The sequence below is a fragment of the Pseudoalteromonas sp. T1lg122 genome, assembly GCF_002964825.1.
GTDB lineage: Bacteria > Pseudomonadota > Gammaproteobacteria > Enterobacterales > Alteromonadaceae > Pseudoalteromonas > Pseudoalteromonas gelatinilytica.
Genome location: NZ_PQCG01000005.1, coordinates 27,112 through 50,649 on the forward strand (window position 1 = coordinate 27,112; position 23,538 = coordinate 50,649).

A 23,538-nucleotide genomic window follows, 5' to 3' on the forward strand; every position below is an offset into this window, starting at 1 on the left:
TTCTTGCAAGCTTGGGGCTAACAACACCAAAGGAGCTGTATGTTGGTCTTTGGTGTGAGCAAACAATTAAAGCTATTTCGATAGATACAGTGAACCAAGAAGGCTATGTGGTGCGACTTGCTGAAGGTTTTCATTACAAAGATTTTGCAAGTGCGGTAGCTAAGTGGGTTAGAAATAACCATGTAACCACCGAGCAGCATTGGATGTTCGCAGACGTTATTGCAAATGGTTTACAAAAATCGGCAGGGGGCAAGCATGGAAAAAGTTGAAAACTGGTTAGCCAGCCTTGAGCTGCAAAATACTCCTAGTTTTGCCGAATGTGTAATGAATCTAGGGAGCTTTTTTCCGTTATTAAATGAATTTGAACAAACAGAGCAGGATTCAATTTGGCATGCAGAAGGTAATGTCGCAATACATACTGATTTAGTGCTTAAAGCACTTTATGAGTTGCTTGCTGCTGAGGCTTCTCATATCACAGGTAAAAAGCGACAAGCATTGATTTTATCTGCCTTACTGCATGATATAGCCAAGCCATTGACCACCCGAAAAAAGGAGATTCAAGGTCAGTTAAGGGTTGTAGCTCCGTTACACGAAGAAATTGGTGCAAGTTATTTAGCAACGAAGTTGATAGAGCTTCCGCTTGAGCACAGTGTGATCATGGTAATTATGGGCTTGGTGGGTTTTCATCAAGTGCCAAAACGCCTTGTGATTAAAAATCAAGAGTTTAGTGATTATTTCAAGTTATCACTAAATGCAGATTTAGAACTTCTCTATTGGCTTGAATTAGCCGATATGCGCGGTCGAGTTTGCAATGACTTGGCAGTACAGCTTGATTTGTTAGAGCAGTATCGCATGTTTGCACAAGATTATGAGTTATGGGGGGTAACTAATCCCACAACTACATATTTAGCGCGGATACAGGTTAAGCCTACTAAGTCAGAGCAAACATTGTTGGATGGTTATGCCATAAAACAGTTAGCTGATGGCGACATTAAGCTTGTCGAAGAAGCCATTGCGAAAAACTATAAAACCTGTCAGCAGTACAGTCATTGCTACATTATGTGTGGTATCAGCGGCAGTGGAAAATCAACTTGGATCGCAAATAACTTAGTCGATTTTGAAGTCATCTCACTTGATGACATTAGGGCTGAAATTAACGGTAAACGTAGCTGCCAAAAAAGTCGCGGGCAAGTTTTGCAATTTGCTAAGCAACGCTTTAAAAAGGCACTAGCTGAAAAAAGAAACCTAGTGTGGGATGCCACAAGCACTCGTAAAGACTTTAGAGAACCATTGATTGAGTTAGCTATTAATTACGGGGCATTAGTCACATTAGTGGTATTTCAATTAAGCGCTAAAAGCTTAAAACAATACAACCACAATAGAACGTTTAGCGTTAGTGATGACGTGCAGCAAAATCAGCTTAAAAAGTTTGAATGGCCTTGGCAAAGCCAAACACATAGACAATTAGTGATTGGCGAAGCAGGGCAGCTACTTTATCAATTTGGTCGTTTTTAATTGTTACAAAATAGGCTCGCATTGCGAGCCTATTCTTTGTTTTTTATGCGCTTATTTAAAAAATAATCTAGATAGAATAGGCCAACACTAATCGTAGGAACGAGCACCCATACAGGGAGTTTTATCAGGCTTCTTAATATCATTATTGGCATTAAGATAATAAATGAAAACGTACCCAGCCCTCCATCATCATAGGAAGTGCCACTCTCCCATGTTAATGAAATCAATCCCGCTATTAATATCAGGCTTGCTAAAATTGCGGGTAAACGCAAAGTAATGAGCTTTTTCATATAATTCCTTTTTAATTTAAAATAACAAAACTATTCGCTCTCGTATCGCATAAGTGTCGTTTTAAACAACTGATTTAAAGCATCAAAATCGACGACTTTCTTCTTTACGTTAGCTGTGTAGTTTTCATGCCGTGTTATCTCTGCTTCGATAAACTCATTAATTACAGGCACAGCTGGCGCGTATTCTTTTTCTAAGCTTACCTTTTTTCGGGCGAGCAAATCTGAAATCGCAGCATCCAATGCAAGGTTCTCTTTGACAAGCTCCCTTAGTTTATCAAACTCAATCGGAGCAGGTTCATCGTATTTTTCGAGCCACATAATCGCCAGTAGTGGTCGTAATACGTAAAAGTATTTCTTCAGCGGAACACGCTCATTTTTTAGATACTCTCTAAAGTTACCTTTTGCCATATGCAGGTAATGATAAATGCCTTTATGAGATGACACTATCTGTGGCATTAGTCGCTTTGCATGTGCAGCAAAAAAGCCATCATCAACATACACTATGGGTGATTGTAACCACTCAATAAACGCGGGATTTGATTTGCTGAATAGTTTGAGTGCTTTACGAATATCCCAACCATTTATATCGATTTCATCGACGATTGGGTATTCAATTACATCTCTTTGCTCCTCAACATCAATTGCTACATACCAATCTTTAGCATGCGCATAAATAAAGCGCACATCATAATCACTGTTAGGACTTGCAAATCCCCATGCTCGGCTACCCGACTCAATAGCAAATAACACTTTAACGTTATGTTCTGCTTCTGCCGCTTTTATGCGTCGCATTATTTCAGCTCTTACACTGTCATCGATTGCTGAGTGTGCTGTTGTGTTATTCATTTTGTTTCCTTACTAATTTGCTCCGTGAAGTAATCACGTAGTTGCTTTATTTCTGCTTCGCGAACTGCTTTTCCGATGGCTATGCCGCTTTTACCTTGGCGTATTGCTTGTTGCACAAGTGCTTTTTTATCTAGCTTGTTTAGTTGTTTTACTAAATCCAGTGCAAGTGTTCGTTGCGCATAAGGCCGATGTATAAAACTTGGTCCCCGTCCTTGCGCATCACACTGACACACATCCAAAAACTGCAAAAACCGCGCAGGCTTATTTTGCGCATTTAGCTTGTCGACAAGTAATTTATGTAATGTTTTTGGTGTTAGCTGTGCGATTTTGTGACAACGCGTATGATTGTCACTGGTTAATGCTGCCAGCTCATAAAACCGTTTAGGCACTTTTAAACGCTGACAAAACGCCTTGATCGCTGCTACGCCGCGTTGTTCATGGCCATGTAAATTACCGTTTAGCTCAAAGCTCGTCGCCTTGCCAAAATCATGCGTTAATGCGGCAAAGCGAGTTTCTACATCAAAATTTAGCTGAGCCGCTCTTTGCAAAACTAACAGTGTATGGGTGTAAACATCGCCCTCAGGGTGGTGTTCTTTTGGTTGGGGAACACCACTCATTGCATCTATTTCTGGAAACACACCTAAACCATACAGCGTCTTGAAGTAAAGCTCAGGGTGAGGTTCAGCAAGTGCTTTTTCGGTTTCTTTCCAAACCCGTTCTGGCGTTAAATAGGCTAATTCACCTTGTTGGTGTATTTGCATCATTAATGCCTTGGTTTCCGGATGTATACTAAAGCTTTCACCAAAACGAGCTAAAAATCGAGCCACTCTCAGTACACGTAACGGATCTTCAGCAAATGCTGCTGATGTATGTCTAAGTACCTTGTTATTTAAATCTTGTTGGCCGTTAAATGGGTCTATAAGCTCGCCATCGGCACTCATCGCCATTGCATTGATAGTTAAGTCTCGTCGCGCAAGGTCGTCTTCTAGAGTTACGCTGGTACTGGCATTCACCGTGAATCCTTTGTAGCCACGACCTTGCTTTCGTTCAGTGCGAGCGAGGGCATATTCTTGCTTGGTGGTTGGATGTAAAAATACTGGAAAATCACTACCAACAGTTTCAAAGCCTAGGGCTAACATGGTTTCTGGTGTTTCACCCACAACAACAAAGTCTTGATCAGCTGCCGCTCTGTTTAGCAATTTGTCGCGAACTGCACCGCCGACTAAATAAACATGTTTTAATGTGCTTTCCATTGCCGATCATCCTAATTAGGTATCAGTTAATGATACCTGCCAAAGGTTATCATCAAGCTGAGTAAACGTTATCTCTACATGCAAAAGCGTTTTTATGACCTCTGCATTGGTTAAGCTGTGCAAGCTTGGTTCATTGGTTTTGAACTCGCCTTTACCGGCCAAAGCTAATGGCAAAAGCAGCTGATCTGCCAGATGTTCTTCTACTGCCGCTGCTGATTGGGTAAATTGTGTAACTTGTTCTACGGCTTTCAGAGCCACCTTTTGTGCTGCAACGCCATGTTGACCAATAACTTCAAAAATACTGTTATGAGTGTCTGATGTTATATGTAGCTGCAAGCTGTTTCCTGCTCCAATACTTTCTACTTGAGTGATCGTGGTTTCAGCGTTTGTCCAACCAAGGTTTTGTTTTACAGTGCTAATTTCACGCTTCGCAACATGCCCCGGTAACTTGTTAACAAGTACTTTAATCGACTTTTTGGCATCTTTAGTTGGCGGTGCAAAATGCGCAAAGGGCTTTAATGTTTCACACGGGTAAACGGTTAACTGCCATTTGCCACCACCGGCAGGGTAAAAGCCATACTTGGTAACTGTAAGCTCACAATACACCCCCATTTTTGCTAAAGCTGGCAAATAACAGTGCTCAAAAAAGCACAGTGAAGGTGACATGCCATTATGTGTGCCACCCTCAAAGGTTATGGTAGAGGGCTGCTTTGCTGTCGCTAATGCCAGTAATACAGTTTGGCATACAAGCGTTGTACTGCCTGCTGTGCCAATCGCAAAGTGATAATCCCCCGCTTTTATTTGTTTAGGCGCAAAGCGAATATGGTTTGAGCCCAGTTCAACTCCAGCTGTTTCGGCATCACAGATTTGTTGTGCTGCTAACACACAGGTTAGGTGCTGGCGTAACAGGCCAGGCTTTTTTCGCTTGGCCCGAATATTAACAACTTCAATAGCTTGTTTGGTTAACATTGATAAGGTGAGGGCGGTGCGAAGTACTTGCCCTCCGCCTTCACCTTGTGCACCATCAATTATTAAATAGTTCATTATCATCCTTTTACGCAGACTATTTGCTTTAGCGTATGTACAACCTCAACCAAGTCTTGCTGTGCAGCCATAACCTTTTCAATATCCTTGTACGCATGCGGAATTTCATCAATCACCGCGGCATCTTTGCGGCATTCTACCCCTTGGGTTGCCGCTATTTGATCTTGAATATTAAAGACCTTTTTAGCTTTTGTACGAGACATGACTCGGCCGGCTCCATGACTACAGCTATTAAAGCTATCTGGGTTTCCTAAGCCGCGAACAATAAAAGAGCGCGCTCCCATACTTCCGGGAATGATCCCCATTTCACCTTTTTGTGCACGTACAGCTCCTTTGCGTGTTACAAAACAATCTTTGCCAAAGTGATGCTCACGCGAGATATAGTTATGATGACAGTTAACAGCAAGCTCCGCGGTTTCAAAAGCGATAGGTATTTGCTTTTTAAGCGCTTTGATAGCGTTAAACATCATGATCTCTCTGTTTTTAGCTGCAAAATCTTGCGCCCATTCTACAGCCTCAACATAGTCATCAAAGTATTCGCTTCCTTCTTTCAGATACGCAAGATCCATATCAGGTAAGTTGATTTGATGACGCTCCATCTCTTTTTTAGCCAACTCGATAAAGTAAGTGCCTATGCGGTTACCAACTCCTCGGCTGCCTGAGTGCAGCATGATCCAAACTGCATTGTTTTCATCTAGGCTAGTTCTAAAAAATGATTGCCTGTGCCCATCGTGCCTAGGTGATTTACATGATTACTGTTTTTAATTGCAGGGTGCTTAACGCAGATTTTTTCAAACCGCTTCTCAAGCTTTTGCCACTCACCAGCAACAACATCAGGAATATTATGCCAAGCACCTCTGTCGCGAGCCCCTCTACCTCGGCCCGTTCGACCATGTGGTACCGCAGCTTCAAACGCATGACGAATTGCCGCCAGATTATCGGGCAGTTGCGAAGCCGTTAACGTTGTTTTAGTTGCAACCATGCCGCAACCAATATCAACACCTACCGCTGCGGGGATCACTGCATCTACAGAGGGAATGACGCTACCTATTGTGGCGCCTTTGCCCATGTGAACATCTGGCATGACCGCGATATGAGAATGAACTAGCGACATTTGCGCAATATTATTTAATTGAGCAATAGCTGCATCTTCAAACGGTACGCCTTTTGTCCATGCCTTTATAGGTACCTGTCCTTGTTGTTCGATTGTGTTGTAGTTATTACACATAATTTGATTCCTTACTCGTCCTAGCCTGTTAGGCTATTTTTACGACCCCGTTCATTAGCCCTTCAAGGCCGCCATAAACGGTTAAGTTATTTATTTTCTCTGCGACTTTCTCTAATGCCTCTAACTCTTTAAGGCGCATTAGCGTCGGGTTGTTCTCAATTACTTTCGCGGTGTTGTGTAAGCTGCGTGTTGCTGATGTTTCTTCACGTCGCTTTATTACATTTGCCTCAGCTGCTTTTTGCGCTTCGACTACTTGATTTAAAATGGCTTTCATCTCGCCCGGTAAAATAATGTCTTTTACACCAACGCCAGATAGAGCAATACCAATCTCCTTAAGTTGTTCAATCACCAGCTCTTTCACTGTTTCATTGATATACAACTTATCTAATAAGATATCATCGAGCGTTTTTGTACCAACCGCTTCTCTGAGTGCTAGTTGTAGAGTTTTGTAGATGAATTCATCCAATTTATCTACGCTCTTTGCTGCAAGCTCAGCATCCATCAGCTTGATATTGGCAGTTAAATTAATGCGCAGGCTAACTCGGTCTTTGCTGAGAATTTCTTGCCCAGATACTTCTACGCTTTGTGTTCTACAGTCATAACATTTCACTTCAATATCATGGTTAAATTGCCAATAGGCATGAATACCAGGCTGCAACTTCCCAATAAAATGGCCGTTAATGTAAAGTAAGCCTACATGCTCTTTCGCGACTTTAAACTCGGCGATCGGTTTGATTGCGACTGTTTTTTCGCTTCTAATTAAGCGAGTTGCGCTATTTGCACCAGCTCGATTAACTAAATTTAATAATTGCTCAGGCACCGCTTGAGTGCTGTTGAGAGTAATTCTTTCAAGTTTTATAGCCCCTGCATCTTGCCAAATATATAAGTGCTCACCAGGAGCGACGATCCCTTGTAGTAAATCATCAACATACAACATACCTAGTTCGTTGTTCTCAAGTTTCCAATGACTTATATGCTGTTGCAAGATTGGATTATTGCGGTACAAACGTTCAGTATTTCGCTCTGAGAAATACAGTGAGTTAATATCAAAGGTGACAAACTCAAGCTGCTTCTGAAAATCCCAATAACGATGCTTTCCTGGCGTTAACACGTCTGTTAGTTGCTGGTCTTTAAAAACGAGCACTCTTTGGTTCTCTGCTACTAATTGTGTTTTTCTTAACATGTTCTATTTCCTTATTGATAGTTAGCAAGTGTGTATTTGTTAACTGAAAAAGGCTTTGGGCGTCGCAATAACAGGGAGCATCCGGCTTGCTGTTATCGTTCATGCTTAAGCGTTTATCAGTCAGCGCAAACAACGACTTACTAACATTTAAAGTTACGATTTTGACTAAGGCGGGATTTGAACCCGCAACATCCAAATTGGTTTTGGTGCTCTACCTGTTTGAGCTACTTATAGTATTAAGATGGGAATCGAACCCATGACCGACGAAATCATTTCGCTGCTCTACCTCTGAGCTACATTAATAGTTTTGTGATTAGGCATACGTGTTCACAGTGTGTAACGCACCAGGGTGATATTTGAATCACTCCTAATTAATCACACTTCTCTATTCCAAGAGCTGTGCCACAACTAAAAAAGAGTGTTTTTTATTTCTTAACACACTGATTTTTATGTTTTTTGTTCTATTTTTGTAGTTTGTGTTGGGTGATGAGGTACTTGACGATAGTGTTATTTGGTATTTAAATGGATACAGTTTCTATCTATAAGGATATATTTTGAAAAGTACGATTGTGGTGAGTATTCTCGGAACTCAATTAGACTATGTGGGTAAGCGCGTAGACCGTTGGGCAAGATGGCGACCCAATGTCAGCTTATGTAGTCAAGAAGAGTTCATCGTTAGTAAGCTGTATATGATGCATGATACTCATAGCTCTCGTTTAGCGAATAATGTTGCAGTAGATATTGAGTCGATTTCCCCAGAAACCACGGTATGCCTTGAAAATATTAACTTTATAGACCCTTGGGATTTTGAAGAGGTTTACGCCAAGCTCTATGATTGGTGTCATCAACAGCGTTTTGATACTGATCAGCACGATTACTTTTTTCATATCACGACTGGCACCCATGTTGTGCAGATATGTATTTTCTTATTAACCGAGAGTGGTCATTTTCCTGGGCGTTTAATTCAAACATCACCCGATAAGCATAATCAAAATAAAGCGACAGGTAAGATTCAAATTATTGATTTGGACTTATCTAAGTATGATCAACTTGCCACTCGTTTTGATAAAGAGCATTTAGAAGGTAATGCATTTTTAAAAGGCGGTATTCAAACTAAAAACAGTGCATTCAATAAGTTGATTGCGCAGATTGAAGTTGTGGCAATTCGTTCAGATGATCCTATCCTTCTAACGGGCCCTACGGGAGCTGGTAAAAGCCAGTTGGCAACGCGAATTTATAAACTGAAAAAGAAGCGCGCCATTTTAAAAGGTGAGCTTGTGTCGGTTAACTGTGCCACGTTACGTGGTGAAAATGCTATGGCTGCTTTGTTTGGCCACACAAAAGGGGCCTTTACTGGTGCTCAAAGAGAGCGAAGCGGTTACTTGCTCACTGCAAATAATGGTGTGCTGTTTTTAGATGAAATTGGCGAGCTGGGTTTAGAAGAGCAAGCAATGCTGTTACACGCCATTGAAAATAAGACCTTTCATCCAGTTGGCAGTGATCAAACTGTTGCGAGTGATTTTCAACTCATAGCTGGCACTAACAAAGATTTAAAAGCCGAAGTTGAAAAAGGACTGTTTCGTGAAGATTTATTAGCACGTATCAATTTGTGGAGCTATCAGTTACCGGCATTAAAAGACAGAAAAGAAGATATACCTGCCAATATTGACTATGAAATGGGTTTATTTGAGCAAAAAACTGGGCAGCGAATTCAATTCAATAAAGAAGCAAAGCAGCTGTTTGAGCAGTTTGCTATGTCGAAGCAAGCAGTGTGGCGTGGAAACTTTCGTGATTTAAGCTCTGCAATTACTCGTTTATGTACTTTGGCGAACTCTTCGCGTATCACTGTGACGGATGTCAGTGACGAAATCGCACGGTTACAAGACTCATGGCAATCTAATGTGCACCCGAAAGCGCCTAATCGCCTTGTTCACTATTTGTCAGAAGAGCAAATAGCGAATTTAGATCAGTTTGATATTGCTCAGTTAAATTATGTGCTTAGTATCTGTGAGCAGCATTCAAGCATGGCCTCAGCTGGGCGTGAGTTATTTGATGTGAGTCGTACCAAAAAAGCACAAGCCAATGACTCTACTCGATTACAAAAATACTTACGTAAATTCAATTTAGCATGGTCTGACTTAGCTTAAATTATTTGTATATACAAGTTAAAAGGTAGTTCTTTTAATTAAAAATAAACCCCGCATTGCTGCGGGGTTTTTTGCTTTTTAACAACCAGTTAAGAATTAAAAGTCAGTCGGTGCTGGTGGCACGGTGAGTGGCTTTTTCGGATTGTCTTTTAGCTCTTTTAAAAGCTCTTCTACGGCACGTTCAATCGATGGATCTTTACCTTGGTAGATTAGCTCTGGGCGATCAACCACCTTGATATCTGGGGTGACACCTTCGTTTTCGATGATCCAGTTGCCATTGTTATCTAAAACGCGGAATGTTGCCGCGATAACTTGGCCGCCATCGACAAGACTTGGGTTACCTGAAATACCAATTAATCCACCCCAAGTACGGGTACCAATAAGCTTACCTAACCCCGCTTGGCGGAAGTAGTAAGGAATAGCATCACCGCCAGAACTTGAGTAACCATTGATCAGCATGGCTTTTGGACCATCATGAGCAAATTGTGGTGTTTTCGTTGGCTCAACACCGCGGCGCTTCCAATAGTTAAGCGGTTTACGGGCAAGCCAGGTGATCATGTGCTCAGGAATAAAGCCGCCGCCATTGTATCGGTCATCAATAATCATGGCGTCTTTGGTGGTTTGCGGCATGTAGTTTTTGAACATGGCGCGGTTACCTTCGTAGGCTGTATTTGGTAAGTGAACATAACCAATTCGACCATTTGATAGCTTATCAACGTAGGCTGCACGAGAGTTAACCCAGTCTAAATAACGCAAACCTTGCTCGCTGGCGACAGGCTTAACGGTAACTTGCCATGCACCTTTGCTGCGCGGTTTACTATTAAGAACTAGCTCGACTTGCTCACCTTGAGTGTTCTCTAGTAATTCGTAGAAGTTAGCGACGTCTTTTACTGAGCGGCCATTTACGGCAATGATGTAGTCGCCGTTATGTGCTTTTACCCCTGTTGTGCCAAGTGGTGAGCGGAAGTCTTCATGCCAGTTTTCTCCTTGGAAGATTTGCTCAATTTTTACGTATCCAGATGGGTCGCTGGCTAGTTTTGCACCCAATAAACCATGCTTTTTACGCTCTGCTTTTGGCATATCACCCGACTGCACATAAATGTGGCCTGAGTTTATTTCACCTGCGATTTCACTGAGAATGTAATCTAGGTCACTACGGTGTGAGATAGCATCAGCCATAGGTTGATACTTGGCTAAAATTGCGTCCCAATCTTGGCCGTGATGGTTTTCATCGTAGAACCAATCACGTAATGTACGCCAGCCTTCAACATACATTTGCTGCCATTCAATTTGTGGCTCAATTTTTAAGGTCATGTTACTAAGATCTAGCTTATTCGCTGCTAGGTCTTGTTTTGCTTTAGGCTCAATTAAGCTGTAATCGTTACCCGCATGCACTAACAGGTGCTCACCGTTGCTCGAAATAGTGTAGCTGCTTACCCCTTTAGCCACAGTTTCAAGCTCGCTGTCGTGAGCTGTGCCTATTAATTGTAGGCCGCCATTAGCTAGTGTTAGCACGCCACCTTTTACTGCCGTTAAACCGCGATAATCTCCAGCTGGCGCATTTAAAGCGGTAACGCGCTGCATAAAGTCGCTGCTTTGCAGGGTATTTTTCGCTTTCTTGTCGTCATCTTTTTGTTTATCGCTGACGATCGCTGTTTCGTCACTTTGTAGTGCGATAAGTGGTTTGATGCTGTCATTTACGGCAGCGGCATAAATACGCGTTGCACGATTAAACATGTAGTCAAACTCGTAGCTACTAAAGGCTAAGTTAAAGTCGCGCTCAGAACTAAAGTACAGATATTGACCATCTGGAGAGAAAGTTGGGTTTTGCTCATTGGTCATTTCATCCGTTAAGCGAGTCACTTTCTTTTTATCAATATTGTAGTGCCACAGTGATGCATAGCGGTTTTCATTGTTTTTTACATACACAATGTCTTCGCTATTTGGTGACCAAGTATACTGGCGAATACCTTCTTCATCGTAGATGCTGGTATCAATTTTGTGTTGTTTACCCGATTTTGCGTCTATCCACCAGAGTGTGTGGTTTTTATCTGCAAATAACAGTTTTGAGCTATCAGGTGACCAAATTGGTGTAAAGCGCCAAATAGTGCCGTTGCTGGTTAGCTGCTTAGTGGCATTGTTGTCGCTGCGATCTTTTAAGTAAATTTCGTATTCGCCGCTTTCATCGCTCATATAAGCAATATAACGACCATTTGGCGACCAACTTGCGTCAATCTCGCGGCCTTTTGCTGTGTAAGATAGGTTACGTGTTGGGCCTTGTTTAACCGGTACGCTAAATAGCTCACCGCGGGCAGTAAAGAGTGCACGTTTACCATCATGAGAAATCGACATTGAGTCGATAAAGTCACTCACATTTTTTGTGTACGGCATTGCGTATTGACGCACACCAGCAATGTTAATACTTAGCTTGCTACTTTTTTGAGTTTTTGGGTCAAAGCGATAAAGGTAACCACCATTTTCATAAACAACAGCATTTGGGCCAGCTGATGGCCACAGTACGTCAAAGTCTTTATGGTTGGTTAGTTTTTTCGGCTCAGCGCCTTTTTGGTATTGATACAGGTTAAGGGTGTAATCACGATCAGATACAAAGTAAATATTATCGCCAACCCAGGTTGGTTGCTGATCGGTAGCGCGGTTACTGGTTAGCTGCTCTGAGGTATTGCTTTTTAAATCGTAAACCCAGACATCTTGCGCACGACCGCCACGGGTGCGCTTCCAAGTACGAAATTCACGGTCAATTGGCGTGTAAACATATTTACTACCATCTGGCGAAAGCATGCCGCCGCCGGTTTCTGGAATAGCCAGAGCCTGCTCAAGGCCACCGTCAGCAGGCACCATGTATGGACGACCCATACGTTTACCCCACGGTGTGCGGTTAGCACGAAATACCACATTTTTGCCATCCGCTGTCCAATCGAGAACACGATAATCAAAACCGCCGCGTGGTGGCATTGGGCCAACATCGTTGTAGTAAGTCAGTTGTTTTAAGCCAGAACCATCGCTGTTAATTACATAAATTTGGCGGCTGCCATTGTACTCTGCTGCAAAGGCAATGCGTTTACCGTCAGGTGAAAACTTAGGGAAGGTTTCAAAGCCAATATGGTCGGTTAAGCGTTTGCTCTCGCCTGTTTGCGTATTAGCAATGTAAATATCACCACCGTACACAAAGGTAACGCTTTGGTTATGAATATCTGGAAAGCGCAGTAAGCGCGTGTCTTTAGTTTCGTAAGCTGATGCCCAAGGTGCCAGTGTCGCAGCCATGGCCAGTGCCAACGTTGTTAGTTTTTTCATGGGATTACATCCTATTTTGGGAACTGTTACATCATAACAATTCAGTTTTAAATAGCGATGCAGTTGCGATGAACGCAGTGTTACAAAATGTGTCTAGAAATCAATCGATGAAATAGGGGCGTGAATTTAGAGGGAGTGTCGGCTAAAGCAAGCTTTAGCCGACAAATCATTATTTGTAGAATACTTCTACAGTGCCTTTTACCTTTAATAGTAAAGGTTGGCCGCGGCGATCAAGGGCTTTTGGAGAAGCGACTTTGATCCAGCCTTCGCTGATATTATATTCTTCAACGTCAAAACGCTCTTTGCCGTTAAGTTTTACACCAATTTCATGCTCGAAAACTTCTTCCACATAAAATTTACTACGTGGATTGATAGAAAGTTGGTTTGGTAATTCTGGTTTTTGTGTATCAGTCATAATTGCGATCTGCATTGAATAAATTGTGCGCCATTGTAGGCAATACCTCGCATTGGCTCAAGTATCTGTATGGCAAATTTATGCTTTACTCGCAGGCTTGTTCTGAATGCTCAACACACATAGCTATAGCTTCACTCTTTTTGTCGTAATCGAAGGTGAGGCAGTAATCAAAACGCATGGTTAGCTCAAGTGTTTGATCATCAGTACGTTCAGGCCATTGCCAATCTCTCACTATTTGCCTTGCTGCTTTTCTAACATCTTTACTAAAGCGCTTAGGTGCTGAGTTCTCGATATTAAGGTTTTTCACAACACCATCGGGAGTAACTGCAAAGTTAACAATCGCACAGCCACTACCTTGCTGATTAAGTAGTCCCGTTGGGTATTGTACATAAGGAATATGATCAAGACGTTGCCATGTTGGCTTACCTGTGGAGGTGTCGAGTACCTGTGCTTGAATATCAACAAAAGGGTTTCGGCCTGATAAATCAGGGTTAGCGAATGAACTTATAGATGTGCATACGAGCGTTAATGCGAAAAGTGATTTATACATAGTTTTCCCTAACTTGTTTGTTTTTTAGTCATTTATTAATACTAGTGATGAACTTGCATGATGTAAACATTAAAAAGATAGGTAAAAATTCTGTGCAAATGATTTGTTATACTATATCAATATGCTCATTTGTGTTATTTTATAACAAAACATTTCCCTTAATTACTACAATCAGACCTTATGAAGTACTCAACACTAAGTTTAGCCTTAGCTGCGGCGTTTGCAGCGAATACATACGCAGCTGATAACAGCGATATCGAAACAATCACCATTGAACATAAGCAAGCGTTTCGTGGTGATATTCCAACAAAAGATTTACCGCAATCGATCACCACATTAAGTAAAGACATGATGACTGATAACGGTATCACTAAGTTTCGTGATGCACTGGATTTTTCTGCCAGCATTACTCGCAAGAATAATGGTGGCGCGCTGTGGGATAGCTATTCAATTCGTGGTTTGTCGGGTAACGAAAATATGCCGTCTGGGTATTTAGTTAACGGCTTTAGTGGTGGACGCGGCTTTGCAGGCCCGCGTGATGTATCAAACATTGAATACATCGAAGTATTAAAAGGACCGGGCTCAGCACTCTATGGCCGTTCAGAGCCGGGTGGTACCGTAAACATTATTACTAAAAAGCCCCAGTTTTATCAGCAAGGGCAACTTCAAGCTGAGTTCGGTAGCGATGATCACAAGCGTATTCAAGGTGATTACACTAACGGTCTAAGCGATGATTTAGCGTTTCGTATCAATGGCGCATGGCAAGATAGTGACAGCTTTAGAGACTATGTTCACCACGACAAATTCGTGATTACGCCTTCGCTTTATTATCAAATCAACGATAACTCATCGCTGACCTATGAGTTTGAGTATGTTGACCAACAGCAAATGTATGACCGCGGTATTGTGGTGTTAAATGGTGATTTTGATACCGTGCCTGAGTCACGCTTTTTAGGTAACCCAAATGATGCACCAACCAAAGTGCACTCACGCGGCCATCAATTAAATTACAGCAACGATCTAAACCAAGCTTGGAGCTTGTTATTAGGTGCTAGTTACCGTACTGCAACGCTAACGGGTTATTCGTCAGATGCTGAGCTTTCACCATCGCGTCAGTCATTATTTGATGATGGCAGAACTTTAACTCGCCAACACAGATACCGTGATTATGAGTCTGATGATTTATCGCTGCGCTTTGAATTAAGCGGTCATTTTGATGTTGCTGGTATCACCAACCATGTAATGATTGGTGTTGATGGTTACGACTATGAGCTACGCACGGGGCTTTATCGCTACCGTGGTGGTAATGGCACTTACACCATTGATATTTATGAGCCAGAGTACAGCACCACTGAAGGCCCTGAAGTAAGCATGCAGTACGAAAATAACGAACAGCAAAATGCGTACGGTATTTACCTGCAAGACCAACTAGATCTAACCGATAACTTAAAAGTGATGTTAGGTCTGCGTTTTGATGAAATTGAGCAAGACATCTTTGAAACTAAGTCTGGTGTGGCATCAAACAGCAAAGAAAACCGCATTAGTCCACGTTTTGGTGTGGTTTACGCACTTAATGACGACATTAACCTTTACTCAAGCTATTCAGAAGGCTTTTTACCACTGAGCGGCACCGATGCCGAAGGTAATCCATTCGGTTTTGAAGAAAGCGACTCGTTTGAGGTAGGTGTTAAATTTAGCTATGCCAACATTAGCGGTACGCTTGCTTACTTTGATGCAAGCAAGAGCAACATGCTGGTGGCAGATCCAGTAAATGTGGGTTATTCAACACCTGTAGGTAAAGCAAATAGCACAGGTTTTGAGTTAGATTTAACAGGTTCACTGGGTGACAATACCGAGTACACCCTATCTTATGCCTATGTGGATGCAGAGACTGCGACAGATAGTCTAAATGTTGATTGGTTAGTGCCAATTCCTAAGGGCAGTCCACTTGTGAACGTACCAAAGAATAACCTTTCGATTGGCTTAAACCATGATCTAAGTGTATTCGCACAAGACATAAAGATTGGTGGTCATTATCAATATGTGTCTGACCGTTTGGGTGACCCAGCTGATCTTACCTTCCGATTACCGAGTTACCAAACTGTTGGTTTATTTGCTAAATGGCGAGCGACTGAACGTACAACGGTATCACTGAATGTTGATAACGTGTTTGATGAGCAATATATCGCCAGTTCTTACAATGCATTGTGGGCCTACCCAGGTGCGCCGACACAATTTAAACTTGGCGTAAGTTATGACTTCTGAACAAGTTAAAAGCCGTATACACAGTATCGACATCATGCGTGGTGTCGTTATTCTGCTGATGTTACTTGATCATGTGCGAGAGCGGTTTTTCTTGCACATGCAGGTGGCCGATCCCATGGTGGTTGATACCACTTCGCCGGGGCTTTTTTGGAGCCGCTTTGCGGCGCACTTTTGTGCGCCAACCTTTATCTTCTTAACCGGTTTATCGGCGTGGCTTTATAGTAACCCAGCAAGTGGCATGGCGCGTTCAGCACGAAGCTTTTTAATCAAGCGAGGACTTTTTTTAATCGCCCTCGAAGTGACCCTGATTTGTTTTTCGTGGATGGGTTACTACCACACCATTTGGCTACAAGTGATGTGGGCGATTGGCCTTTGTATGCTGGTGTTAGCAGCATTGATTAAGCTGCCACGCAACCTATTGCTGGTGCTTGGTTTAGTTATTGTATTTGGTCACAACTTACTGACTCCAATCAGCTTTACGCCCGATGAGTTTGGTTACTCGCTGTGGACGATTTTGCATGACCGAGGCTATCTATCACAAGGTGGTTTAATCGACGTCAAAATTAGCTATCCAGTGCTGCCTTGGATTGGCGTAATTTTGTTGGGTTACTGTGCAGGTCCTTTATATGCGCACACCCAATCGGCAGATTCGCGTAAACGAGCATTACTGCTGTTAGCCCTGTTATGTGTGGGATTATTTGCGCTGCTGCGTGGTTTTAATATTTATGGTGAAACCTTGCCGTGGCAAACGTTTAGCACTACAACCGAAACCATGATGTCGGTGTTTAACGTGACTAAGTACCCACCGTCACTGAGCTTTTTGCTGATCACGTTAGCGGGCATGTTTGTTGGCTTATGGTTATTTGAAAGACCGCTCAACCGCGTTACTAATGCGCTGAGAGTGTATGGTTCTGTGCCTATGTTCTTTTATATTTTCCACCTCTATGTACTGCTATTTATGTATCAAATAGGCATGCTGATCTGGGGGGCAAATCAAGGGCAATATTTAGGAGTCAGTGATATATCCGGTATTTGGTTTATTACTTTGTTGTTGGCAGTAGGGCTTTATTGGCCAACCAAGACGTTTAGTGAATACAAGCGTAAGGCTAACAAGCCTTGGTTAAAGTATTTATAACGAAAAATGCCGATATGCTAAGCATATCGGCATTACCTACTTACTATCCTAATTAACTAGTCCTTAGTTAATTCGAGATTTTTTACGACGAAGTGCCATCAGTGGTGCAACAGCTAGTAGTAACCAGCCGAATGAACCGCTTGATGATTTCTTGTCTTTTTCAATCTCAGCTTCTGGAATCACTGCCTCAGGGAAAGTACAGCTACCATCATCAGTATTGGCGCTTTCATCATAGTTAGATGCTGAGCTGTCAGTACAGCCGAGCTCTTCACCATCAGACATCACCGATAATACAAATGAACTCATTGCTGCATCAGTTGGGTTAACACTGTCGCTAACTTTTACTGTTACATCAATGTCACCATGGAAGTTCGCCGCTGGCGTGATAGTCACTGTGCTACCTGATGTGTGACCAGAGACTTCAAAAGTGAAGTTTTCACCTAACACGTCGATTTGGTTGCTCACTTGGTTTTCGTCAGCATAAAGCACGTCAAAACTAATCGATTCGTTCTCTGCCACTGACATATCCGTTAAGGCTGCCATTTCTAGGTTACCGATAACTTCAAGATCAAGGGTGATGGTTTCATCATCTGCGCCAACTAAACCATTTGTAAGAGATAGTTGATGCGTTTGATTCGCCGCTTGCTCACCAATGTATGCTTGGAATTTCACGTCAAACTTAGAAATTTCAGGGCCCGTGTAGTCAAGACAGACAACTAGTTTGTCGTGCAGTACTTCGTCCATATTGTTGAAACCGTACTTGTTACCAATGTTTAAATCGATAGGAATATCACCACTGATAAAGCCACGACCATCGGCAGCTTTCAAGCCGATAGAACCTTGTGCATCAACTAAGCTTAGGTTGTCATAAGCAAATAGTAGCTCGTATTCACCTGGCTCATAGTCAATGCCCATGCGCATGAACATTTCAACGTCAACAGATTGGCCTTCAGTTCTTGAACGCTGGATATTATCCCACTCAAGTACTAACCACTCACGCGATACTGTGTAAGTTGGTGTGATACCTGCGTTGGCGTCATAGTTACCGTAACCACCGTCAACACGCTCTGGGATCATGTTGTCACCAACCCAGAAAGGTGCGATTAGGTAAGGCGGCGGTGGCGGCTGAGTGTAACCCTCAGGCAGTTCAACGTGGAATGGCGTTGTACGGCCTTGCGAACCAAATGTGACTAAGCCAGCTGGGTTAAGTTTAATTGAGTCAAAGTGGTACTTATTAAAGAATGGGAATGATACATCAAGATTAGTGTTCATGATTTCTTTAAATGTGTACTCGAACTCGTTGTAGTAACGACCTTCAACACCTTCTAGTGTACGCCAGCCAAGCTCACGCAGTTCTAGGTAGTAAGGATCTGGTGAATGCGCCGATGTTAATGAACACATTTCGTCAGTGATGTTGGTGGTAATGTTATAATTACGCTCAACATTTTTAGTCGTTTCTTGTACGCCAACCAGTGCTAGTGCATTGCTATCTAGCATAGGTGTTACTGGCGTTGAGTTAGATGCGACAATGCTGTCAGGAACAATGTCTACGCCCACAGGGAACTCAGTGTTTAGAGCAAACTGACGAGCTTCATCTTCGTTATTCGCAATAACACTGATTTCGAAGTCAACTAAGTCACCTACATATGCCTTGTTTTTGTTAGCAGTAAAGGTCACGTCTTTATCAACTTGCTCGATGATCACTGGTACGAAACCTAGGTTGCCAGCATCTTCAGGGTTGCTACCAATATCAAAGCCACCGAAGTAGATATCGCCCACTTCCATATCAGGTAGGTTATAAGCAAGGTCAAGTTCAAGCTCGTCATAACCTGGTACGCTGCTTGGGCCTGTTACAGTGAGTGAGCCATTGTCTTCAGTGGTCACCGCTGTAGCAAACGATACTTCGATACCTTCATCAACTTCGCCATATGATAAAGTTTGTAGGCTCATGTATAACGTGAAGTACTCACCGGCTTCAGGATCAACAATGTTACAGAAGTTAGTTAGGGTGTAGCTAGTTGACATACATAGCGTTTCTTCATAAGACGCGATGCCATCACCGTTACTATCTTTACCCATGAAAACAAGTACACGTGATGTGTCGTTCATGACGCTTGCGCTTAGCATTTTTGCGTCTTCTGGCACAGTCGTCCACTGAATGTGGTTGTTGTTTACAGCGTCGCCTTCACCCTCAACCTCTACGCTATCGAATGGGTCGCCAGGTGTGGTGTCGTTGAATAGGTGTACTGTTTCAACTTGGCCTTTTACTAAGCCGTACGATTGTGTGGTTAGGTTGCTGATTTCATCAGTATTGAATGGACCAACCTTCATCGTTGCAGAACGGCGGTGTGAATCAATTTGAATATACTCAGGTAAACCAGTATCACCAGTGAAAGTCCATACCGGCATTTCTAAAATAGGTGATTCAGGGTTGCTTGAGGTCATCACGATTTGACCTTGGTTACCCGTGTAATCAACAATTTCTTGTGGTGTTGCTTGTTGGCTTGCTTCAACCGTAACAACAATGCTTTGTGTTTCACCTGCTTTGATATCAAAGTTGCTTGGCTCAACACTAATTTTGCTATTACCAATCCAGTTTTCTGTATGAAGTGTCCAGCTCGCGTCTTCTGTCGCCGTAAAGGTTCTGATAAACGTACACTTAAAGCCACAGTCATTATCAACCATGTAAGCTGTGTTTAGCGCTTTTTCGCGACCACCTAGGCTTGGATTTGCAGCTGCCATGTTGGCAATGCTTTCATCAAGTAGTAGGCCTGCTTTATCAGCGCGCTCAACTTGCATTTTACCCGAACCCATTTCAGCAAGGGCAGCATCAAAGCCATCATCGGTGTAGTTGTTTAGGTACTGTGCTAAAGCAACTTGATTGTTTGCAGTTAACATCAATGCTGATTGAATTTGCATTGGTGTCCAATCAGGGTGAGATTGTTTTAACAATGCTGCCGCGCCTGCAACGTGTGGGCTTGCCATTGATGTACCAGACATTGATTGCCAGTCTGACGTCGCAGGGTTGCTGGTAAACGGTTGATCGTCTGATGATGGCGCATAGATATCAACACCCGGTGCAGCAACGTCTACAAGTAAGGTGTCAAAGCCAAAGTATGATGGACCACGGCCAGAGAAGTAAGCAATGCGGTCTTTATCTACGGTATCTACGGTGCCTTCGGTTGCTTCAATGGTACCCATGTGGCTGTCGCCAGTGCTTAACCATTCTAATAAGCTTTTACCATCGACGTTTTTAATGTGAATGGTCGGAATTGGGTATGTAACCGATGGAATTGTGTAGTTATCGTAAAATGATACATGGTTATAAATAATTAAACCTTCTGCACCACCTGCTTTTACGTTTAACGATTTTGAGTAAAGTGGGTAAGAGCTGCGCTTACATACAACAATCACGTCTTGCGCACTTTCATCGATAGCGGTTGTAGGATCATCCACTAAATCAAATGTACCTTCAGGGAATGGCTTGTCACAGTTGGCAAGTGCATAGCTTGAGCTTTCATTTGGATTTTCAAAATCAGTTGCAGGGAAAATCAAACCGGTTAACTCGTTAAAGTTAACGCCTGCGCCTGTGAATGGACCCGGTGCAGAAGTATCGCCACCAGTTAGGTTTTTAAGTTGTTTGTTACCAAAGTTTACTTTGGTTGAAGGGGTATGAGCTGCAACGGTGGTTACCCAAGGTGATGAGTGGTCAGCCGTTGAATATTCAGGGCCACTGTTACCTGCCGCTACCGCCACAAATACACCGCTTTCGGCCGCATTCATGAATGCTTGCTCAATTGGGTCGCTCCATGGATCTTCTTCAAGACCACCTAACGACGCATTCAGTACGTCAACATTATCAATCGCAGCTTGTTCAACGGCTGCTAAGATAGCGCTTGTTGGACAGCCCGCATAAGGGTCACCAGAACCACCCGGCCAACATACTTGGTATGAAATGATATTGGCGTGGGGTGCCATACCTGATACTTGCGGGAAAGTTACATTGGTTTCTAAACCAGATGATTGACTTTCATACTCAGTCAGTTTGTAAGGAATATCGTAAAGGATATTACCTGCTGCTGTACCGGCAACGTGTGAGCCATGGCTATGGTAGTCTTCACCATTTTCAGGGCGAGTCTCTTCAAATACAGAATCCACATAAGCTGCGGTGATCTCAGGGTAAGAATAAACACCAATTAGCTTGTCGTTACACAGATCAGCAAATTCAGCAGTTGCACAGTCACCTAGGTACTTGTCGCCTAGAGGATTGGTGTGAGTGTAACCATCGCCGCCTACAGCTGCGAATGATGGATGATCGGTGTTGATACCCGTATCAATGATACCGACAACCGTGCCTTCACCTTTGTTGCTGCTAGGGTTGCTAGCACTTGCGCTCCAAAGTGCAGAAGCACCTGTTTGCTCAATAGTATTAAACGTATTTAGGCTGTAGATTTTTGAGCGAGTGATCTTCTTAACACCTGCCACTTTAGCAAGGCGCTTTGCTTCATCTTGTGTCATTTTGGTGGTGAAACCGTTTAATGTCACATTGAATGTGCGCTCAACATTGAGGCTCAAGCCTTGCTGGCTCATCGCAGTACTCAGTACTGACTGGCGCTTACTTGCTAGGTGGTTAGCGTAAGTTGCGATAGCAGGCTGCGCCATATTAAGCGTTGAGCGCTTAGTTGCTTGTTGCGTCTGCATTACCACATCTTTAGTGCTCGCAAGCCCTTTAACACCACCTTGGTAAGTCGAAATAGGTGCATCGTCCAGTTGCACGATATAAGTTTGAATACCACTAATATCTTTCTCTGGTGTGAAAACGCGGCTTTGTTTTTTAACTGTGTTGTTAACCTTGTCTTCCCACACAAATTCATTGGTAACGGTTTGCTTTGGCGCATAGCCTGCAGGCTTTTCTGGCCATGCTTGGTCATTTAGCGCAGCAGCAGACGTACCTACACCTAAGTAAAGTGCAGATGCGACCATCACTGATACTTTTTTCATATTGAACATGTGATCTAACTTCCCTCGAAGGATTATAATTATGAGCTCGCGCTAGCGGCGAACGGTTGTAATCAGTAGGGATAGTGTTGAGTTGTGACTATAACATCAATGAAATGTAAACAATTGGCACACACTGTTACAGCTTGGTACATTTTTACCGAAAAACTGCTTATCGAAACAGAATACTTGCTCTTGCTCCGCTTAAGGTTTGCGCGTTATCTAAGCTAAATTTTGCGTTGTTCCACAGGCATAGCTGCTTAACGATTGATAAGCCAAGGCCAACACCTTGATAGCCTGTTTGGTGCACCGAAGCGGTTTTAGAAAATGGCTGCATGAGGCTGGCGCGCATTTTTTCAGGGATCCCCGGGCCATCATCTTCAATCACTAACAAAATGCCGTTTTCGTATTGTGAAACCTTGATATGGATTTGCGTTTTAGCAAAGCGAACCGCATTCCCGAGTAAGTTTTGCAATAAGCGTTGAAAGCTTTGTTTATCAACGCAAATTGCTGTTAATTCGCAGTCAAGACGAATAGCCAAAGGGCTATAGCTTTGAAACTTAGTAATGCAGGGCTGTAATAGTTCATTTGGGCAGTAGTCTTTCACTAACAAAGTGGGTTCGCATTGTTCAAGCTCGGCATAAGTTAAAAACTCTTCGACTAAAAGCTCAAGTTCAATAATGTCTTGCAACACACTGTGTCGGTAAGCGTTGTTATCAACGACTGCTTCGAGGGCGAATTTAGCCCGCGATATAGGCGTTAAAAAGTCATGGGAAACAGCATTGATTAATTCGCGTTGACTTTGATTCCGGTTATGAAGCGCTAATGCCATGTTATCAAAGGTATCGCCAATGCTTTTTAGCAAGCTAAAACGTGTGAAGTGCACTTGTGCTGTAAAGTCGGCATTAGACATTTTACTACTGGCTTTACGTAGCTTATTTAAGTCAAACAGTAGTGGGCCCGTAAAAATCACCACCGCTAAGGCAAGGCTAGAGTAAAACAGTAGGCTCACTAAAGACTGATAACCCTGATCAGCAGGTTGGCTGTATGGGCCTATGCTTAATAGGGTCTGTCTATCATCTGCAAGTTTATGAAAGTAAACATTGTTATTGGCATCGTTAACACTAATTACCTGACCTGCTAAAAGTGATGCCTGTAATTGTTCACCAAGGTAAAAGTTCGCCAGAGGTGTGTGTTTAATAGCAGGGTTATTGGGCGCAAGACTCAAGATGTTTTCTGCTAACTGCTGCTCTGTACTGTAACTCGGTGGGTTTGGAAAATAAGTTTCCAATAACCAAGCGGCACTTCCTAGACAAACGGCTAGGGTTAAATACAAATAACAAAACAGGCGTAGCAA

At 42.8% G+C, this 23,538-nt stretch carries 17 protein-coding genes and 1 tRNA gene; 5 read left to right on the plus strand and 13 right to left on the minus strand.

The features are described from left to right. Window positions 1-11: 11 nt before the first annotated feature. Both C2M33_RS21285 and C2M33_RS04400 read left to right on the plus strand, forming a co-directional pair. On the plus strand, window positions 12-269 hold the full coding sequence (locus C2M33_RS21285) for a hypothetical protein (RefSeq protein WP_233999104.1): 258 nt from the start codon (window positions 12-14) through the stop codon (window positions 267-269). Continuing rightward, window positions 256-1,515, plus strand: coding sequence for an AAA family ATPase (locus tag C2M33_RS04400; RefSeq protein ID WP_158685561.1), 1,260 nt, complete (start codon window positions 256-258; stop codon window positions 1,513-1,515). Before C2M33_RS21285 ends, C2M33_RS04400 begins: the two co-directional genes overlap by 14 nt. Before the next feature lie 29 nt (window positions 1,516-1,544). Here C2M33_RS04400 and C2M33_RS04405 read toward each other — a convergent pair whose 3' ends face one another. The 8 genes from C2M33_RS04405 to C2M33_RS21090 all read right to left on the minus strand — a co-directional run bounded on the left by C2M33_RS04405 (window position 1,545) and on the right by C2M33_RS21090 (window position 7,663). Continuing rightward, window positions 1,545-1,805 (minus strand): hypothetical protein, encoded by a 261-nt coding sequence (locus tag C2M33_RS04405; protein WP_105173847.1) that lies wholly within the window; start codon window positions 1,803-1,805, stop codon window positions 1,545-1,547. Between the two features lie 30 nt (window positions 1,806-1,835). Continuing rightward, complete coding sequence (locus C2M33_RS04410; RefSeq protein ID WP_105173848.1) at window positions 1,836-2,651, minus strand: nucleotidyltransferase domain-containing protein; 816 nt, start codon at window positions 2,649-2,651, stop codon at window positions 1,836-1,838. Then, entirely contained in the window at window positions 2,648-3,904 is a 1,257-nt protein-coding gene (locus tag C2M33_RS04415; protein WP_105173849.1) for a multifunctional CCA addition/repair protein, read from the minus strand. Before C2M33_RS04415 ends, C2M33_RS04410 begins: the two co-directional genes overlap by 4 nt. 15 nt (window positions 3,905-3,919) lie before the next feature. Next, window positions 3,920-4,948 carry an RNA 3'-terminal phosphate cyclase gene (gene rtcA / locus C2M33_RS04420; protein WP_158685562.1) on the minus strand — a complete coding sequence of 343 codons (1,029 nt, stop codon included), beginning with the start codon at window positions 4,946-4,948 and terminating at the stop codon, window positions 3,920-3,922. 2 nt (window positions 4,949-4,950) lie between these two features. After that, complete coding sequence (locus C2M33_RS21460) at window positions 4,951-5,619, minus strand: RtcB family protein (RefSeq protein ID WP_325050835.1); 669 nt, start codon at window positions 5,617-5,619, stop codon at window positions 4,951-4,953. A 23-nt stretch (window positions 5,620-5,642) separates the two neighbouring features. Continuing rightward, on the minus strand, window positions 5,643-6,176 hold the full coding sequence (locus C2M33_RS21465) for an RtcB family protein (protein WP_325050836.1): 534 nt from the start codon (window positions 6,174-6,176) through the stop codon (window positions 5,643-5,645). 28 nt (window positions 6,177-6,204) lie between these two features. Then, on the minus strand, window positions 6,205-7,359 hold the full coding sequence (locus C2M33_RS04430) for a slipin family protein (protein WP_105173851.1): 1,155 nt from the start codon (window positions 7,357-7,359) through the stop codon (window positions 6,205-6,207). A 233-nt stretch (window positions 7,360-7,592) separates the two neighbouring features. After that, a tRNA-Ser gene (locus C2M33_RS21090) sits at window positions 7,593-7,663 on the minus strand. A gap of 250 nt (window positions 7,664-7,913) precedes the next feature. Between C2M33_RS21090 and rtcR the strand changes: the two genes are divergently transcribed. Then, window positions 7,914-9,506, plus strand: a complete 1,593-nt coding sequence (rtcR, locus tag C2M33_RS04440; RefSeq protein ID WP_233999105.1) for an RNA repair transcriptional activator RtcR — start codon at window positions 7,914-7,916, stop codon at window positions 9,504-9,506. Window positions 9,507-9,602: 96 nt separating this feature from the next. Here rtcR and C2M33_RS04445 read toward each other — a convergent pair whose 3' ends face one another. From C2M33_RS04445 to C2M33_RS04455, 3 genes are all read right to left on the minus strand, one after another. Further along, the gene (locus C2M33_RS04445) at window positions 9,603-12,818 is read right to left on the minus strand and encodes a S41 family peptidase (protein ID WP_105173853.1); all 3,216 of its coding nucleotides are present in this window, start codon (window positions 12,816-12,818) and stop codon (window positions 9,603-9,605) included. A gap of 169 nt (window positions 12,819-12,987) precedes the next feature. Further along, the gene (locus C2M33_RS04450) at window positions 12,988-13,233 is read right to left on the minus strand and encodes a DUF3297 family protein (RefSeq protein ID WP_171037140.1); all 246 of its coding nucleotides are present in this window, start codon (window positions 13,231-13,233) and stop codon (window positions 12,988-12,990) included. An 85-nt stretch (window positions 13,234-13,318) separates the two neighbouring features. Beyond that, complete coding sequence (locus C2M33_RS04455) at window positions 13,319-13,783, minus strand: energy transducer TonB family protein (protein WP_063700813.1); 465 nt, start codon at window positions 13,781-13,783, stop codon at window positions 13,319-13,321. Between the two features lie 180 nt (window positions 13,784-13,963). Here C2M33_RS04455 and C2M33_RS04460 point away from each other — a divergent pair, with 180 nt between their 5' ends. Both C2M33_RS04460 and C2M33_RS04465 read left to right on the plus strand, forming a co-directional pair. Further along, window positions 13,964-16,048 carry a TonB-dependent siderophore receptor gene (locus C2M33_RS04460; RefSeq protein WP_105173854.1) on the plus strand — a complete coding sequence of 695 codons (2,085 nt, stop codon included), beginning with the start codon at window positions 13,964-13,966 and terminating at the stop codon, window positions 16,046-16,048. Continuing rightward, window positions 16,038-17,183 carry a DUF1624 domain-containing protein gene (locus C2M33_RS04465; RefSeq protein WP_105173855.1) on the plus strand — a complete coding sequence of 382 codons (1,146 nt, stop codon included), beginning with the start codon at window positions 16,038-16,040 and terminating at the stop codon, window positions 17,181-17,183. Before C2M33_RS04460 ends, C2M33_RS04465 begins: the two co-directional genes overlap by 11 nt. Before the next feature lie 63 nt (window positions 17,184-17,246). Here C2M33_RS04465 and C2M33_RS21470 read toward each other — a convergent pair whose 3' ends face one another. Together C2M33_RS21470 and C2M33_RS04475 are read right to left on the minus strand one after the other, a co-directional pair. Further along, the gene (locus C2M33_RS21470) at window positions 17,247-22,193 is read right to left on the minus strand and encodes a S8 family serine peptidase (RefSeq protein ID WP_105173856.1); all 4,947 of its coding nucleotides are present in this window, start codon (window positions 22,191-22,193) and stop codon (window positions 17,247-17,249) included. Window positions 22,194-22,353: 160 nt separating this feature from the next. Further along, a complete protein-coding gene (locus C2M33_RS04475; protein ID WP_063700826.1) occupies window positions 22,354-23,472 on the minus strand; it encodes an ATP-binding protein in 1,119 nt (372 codons plus the stop codon). Window positions 23,473-23,538 lie beyond the last annotated feature (66 nt).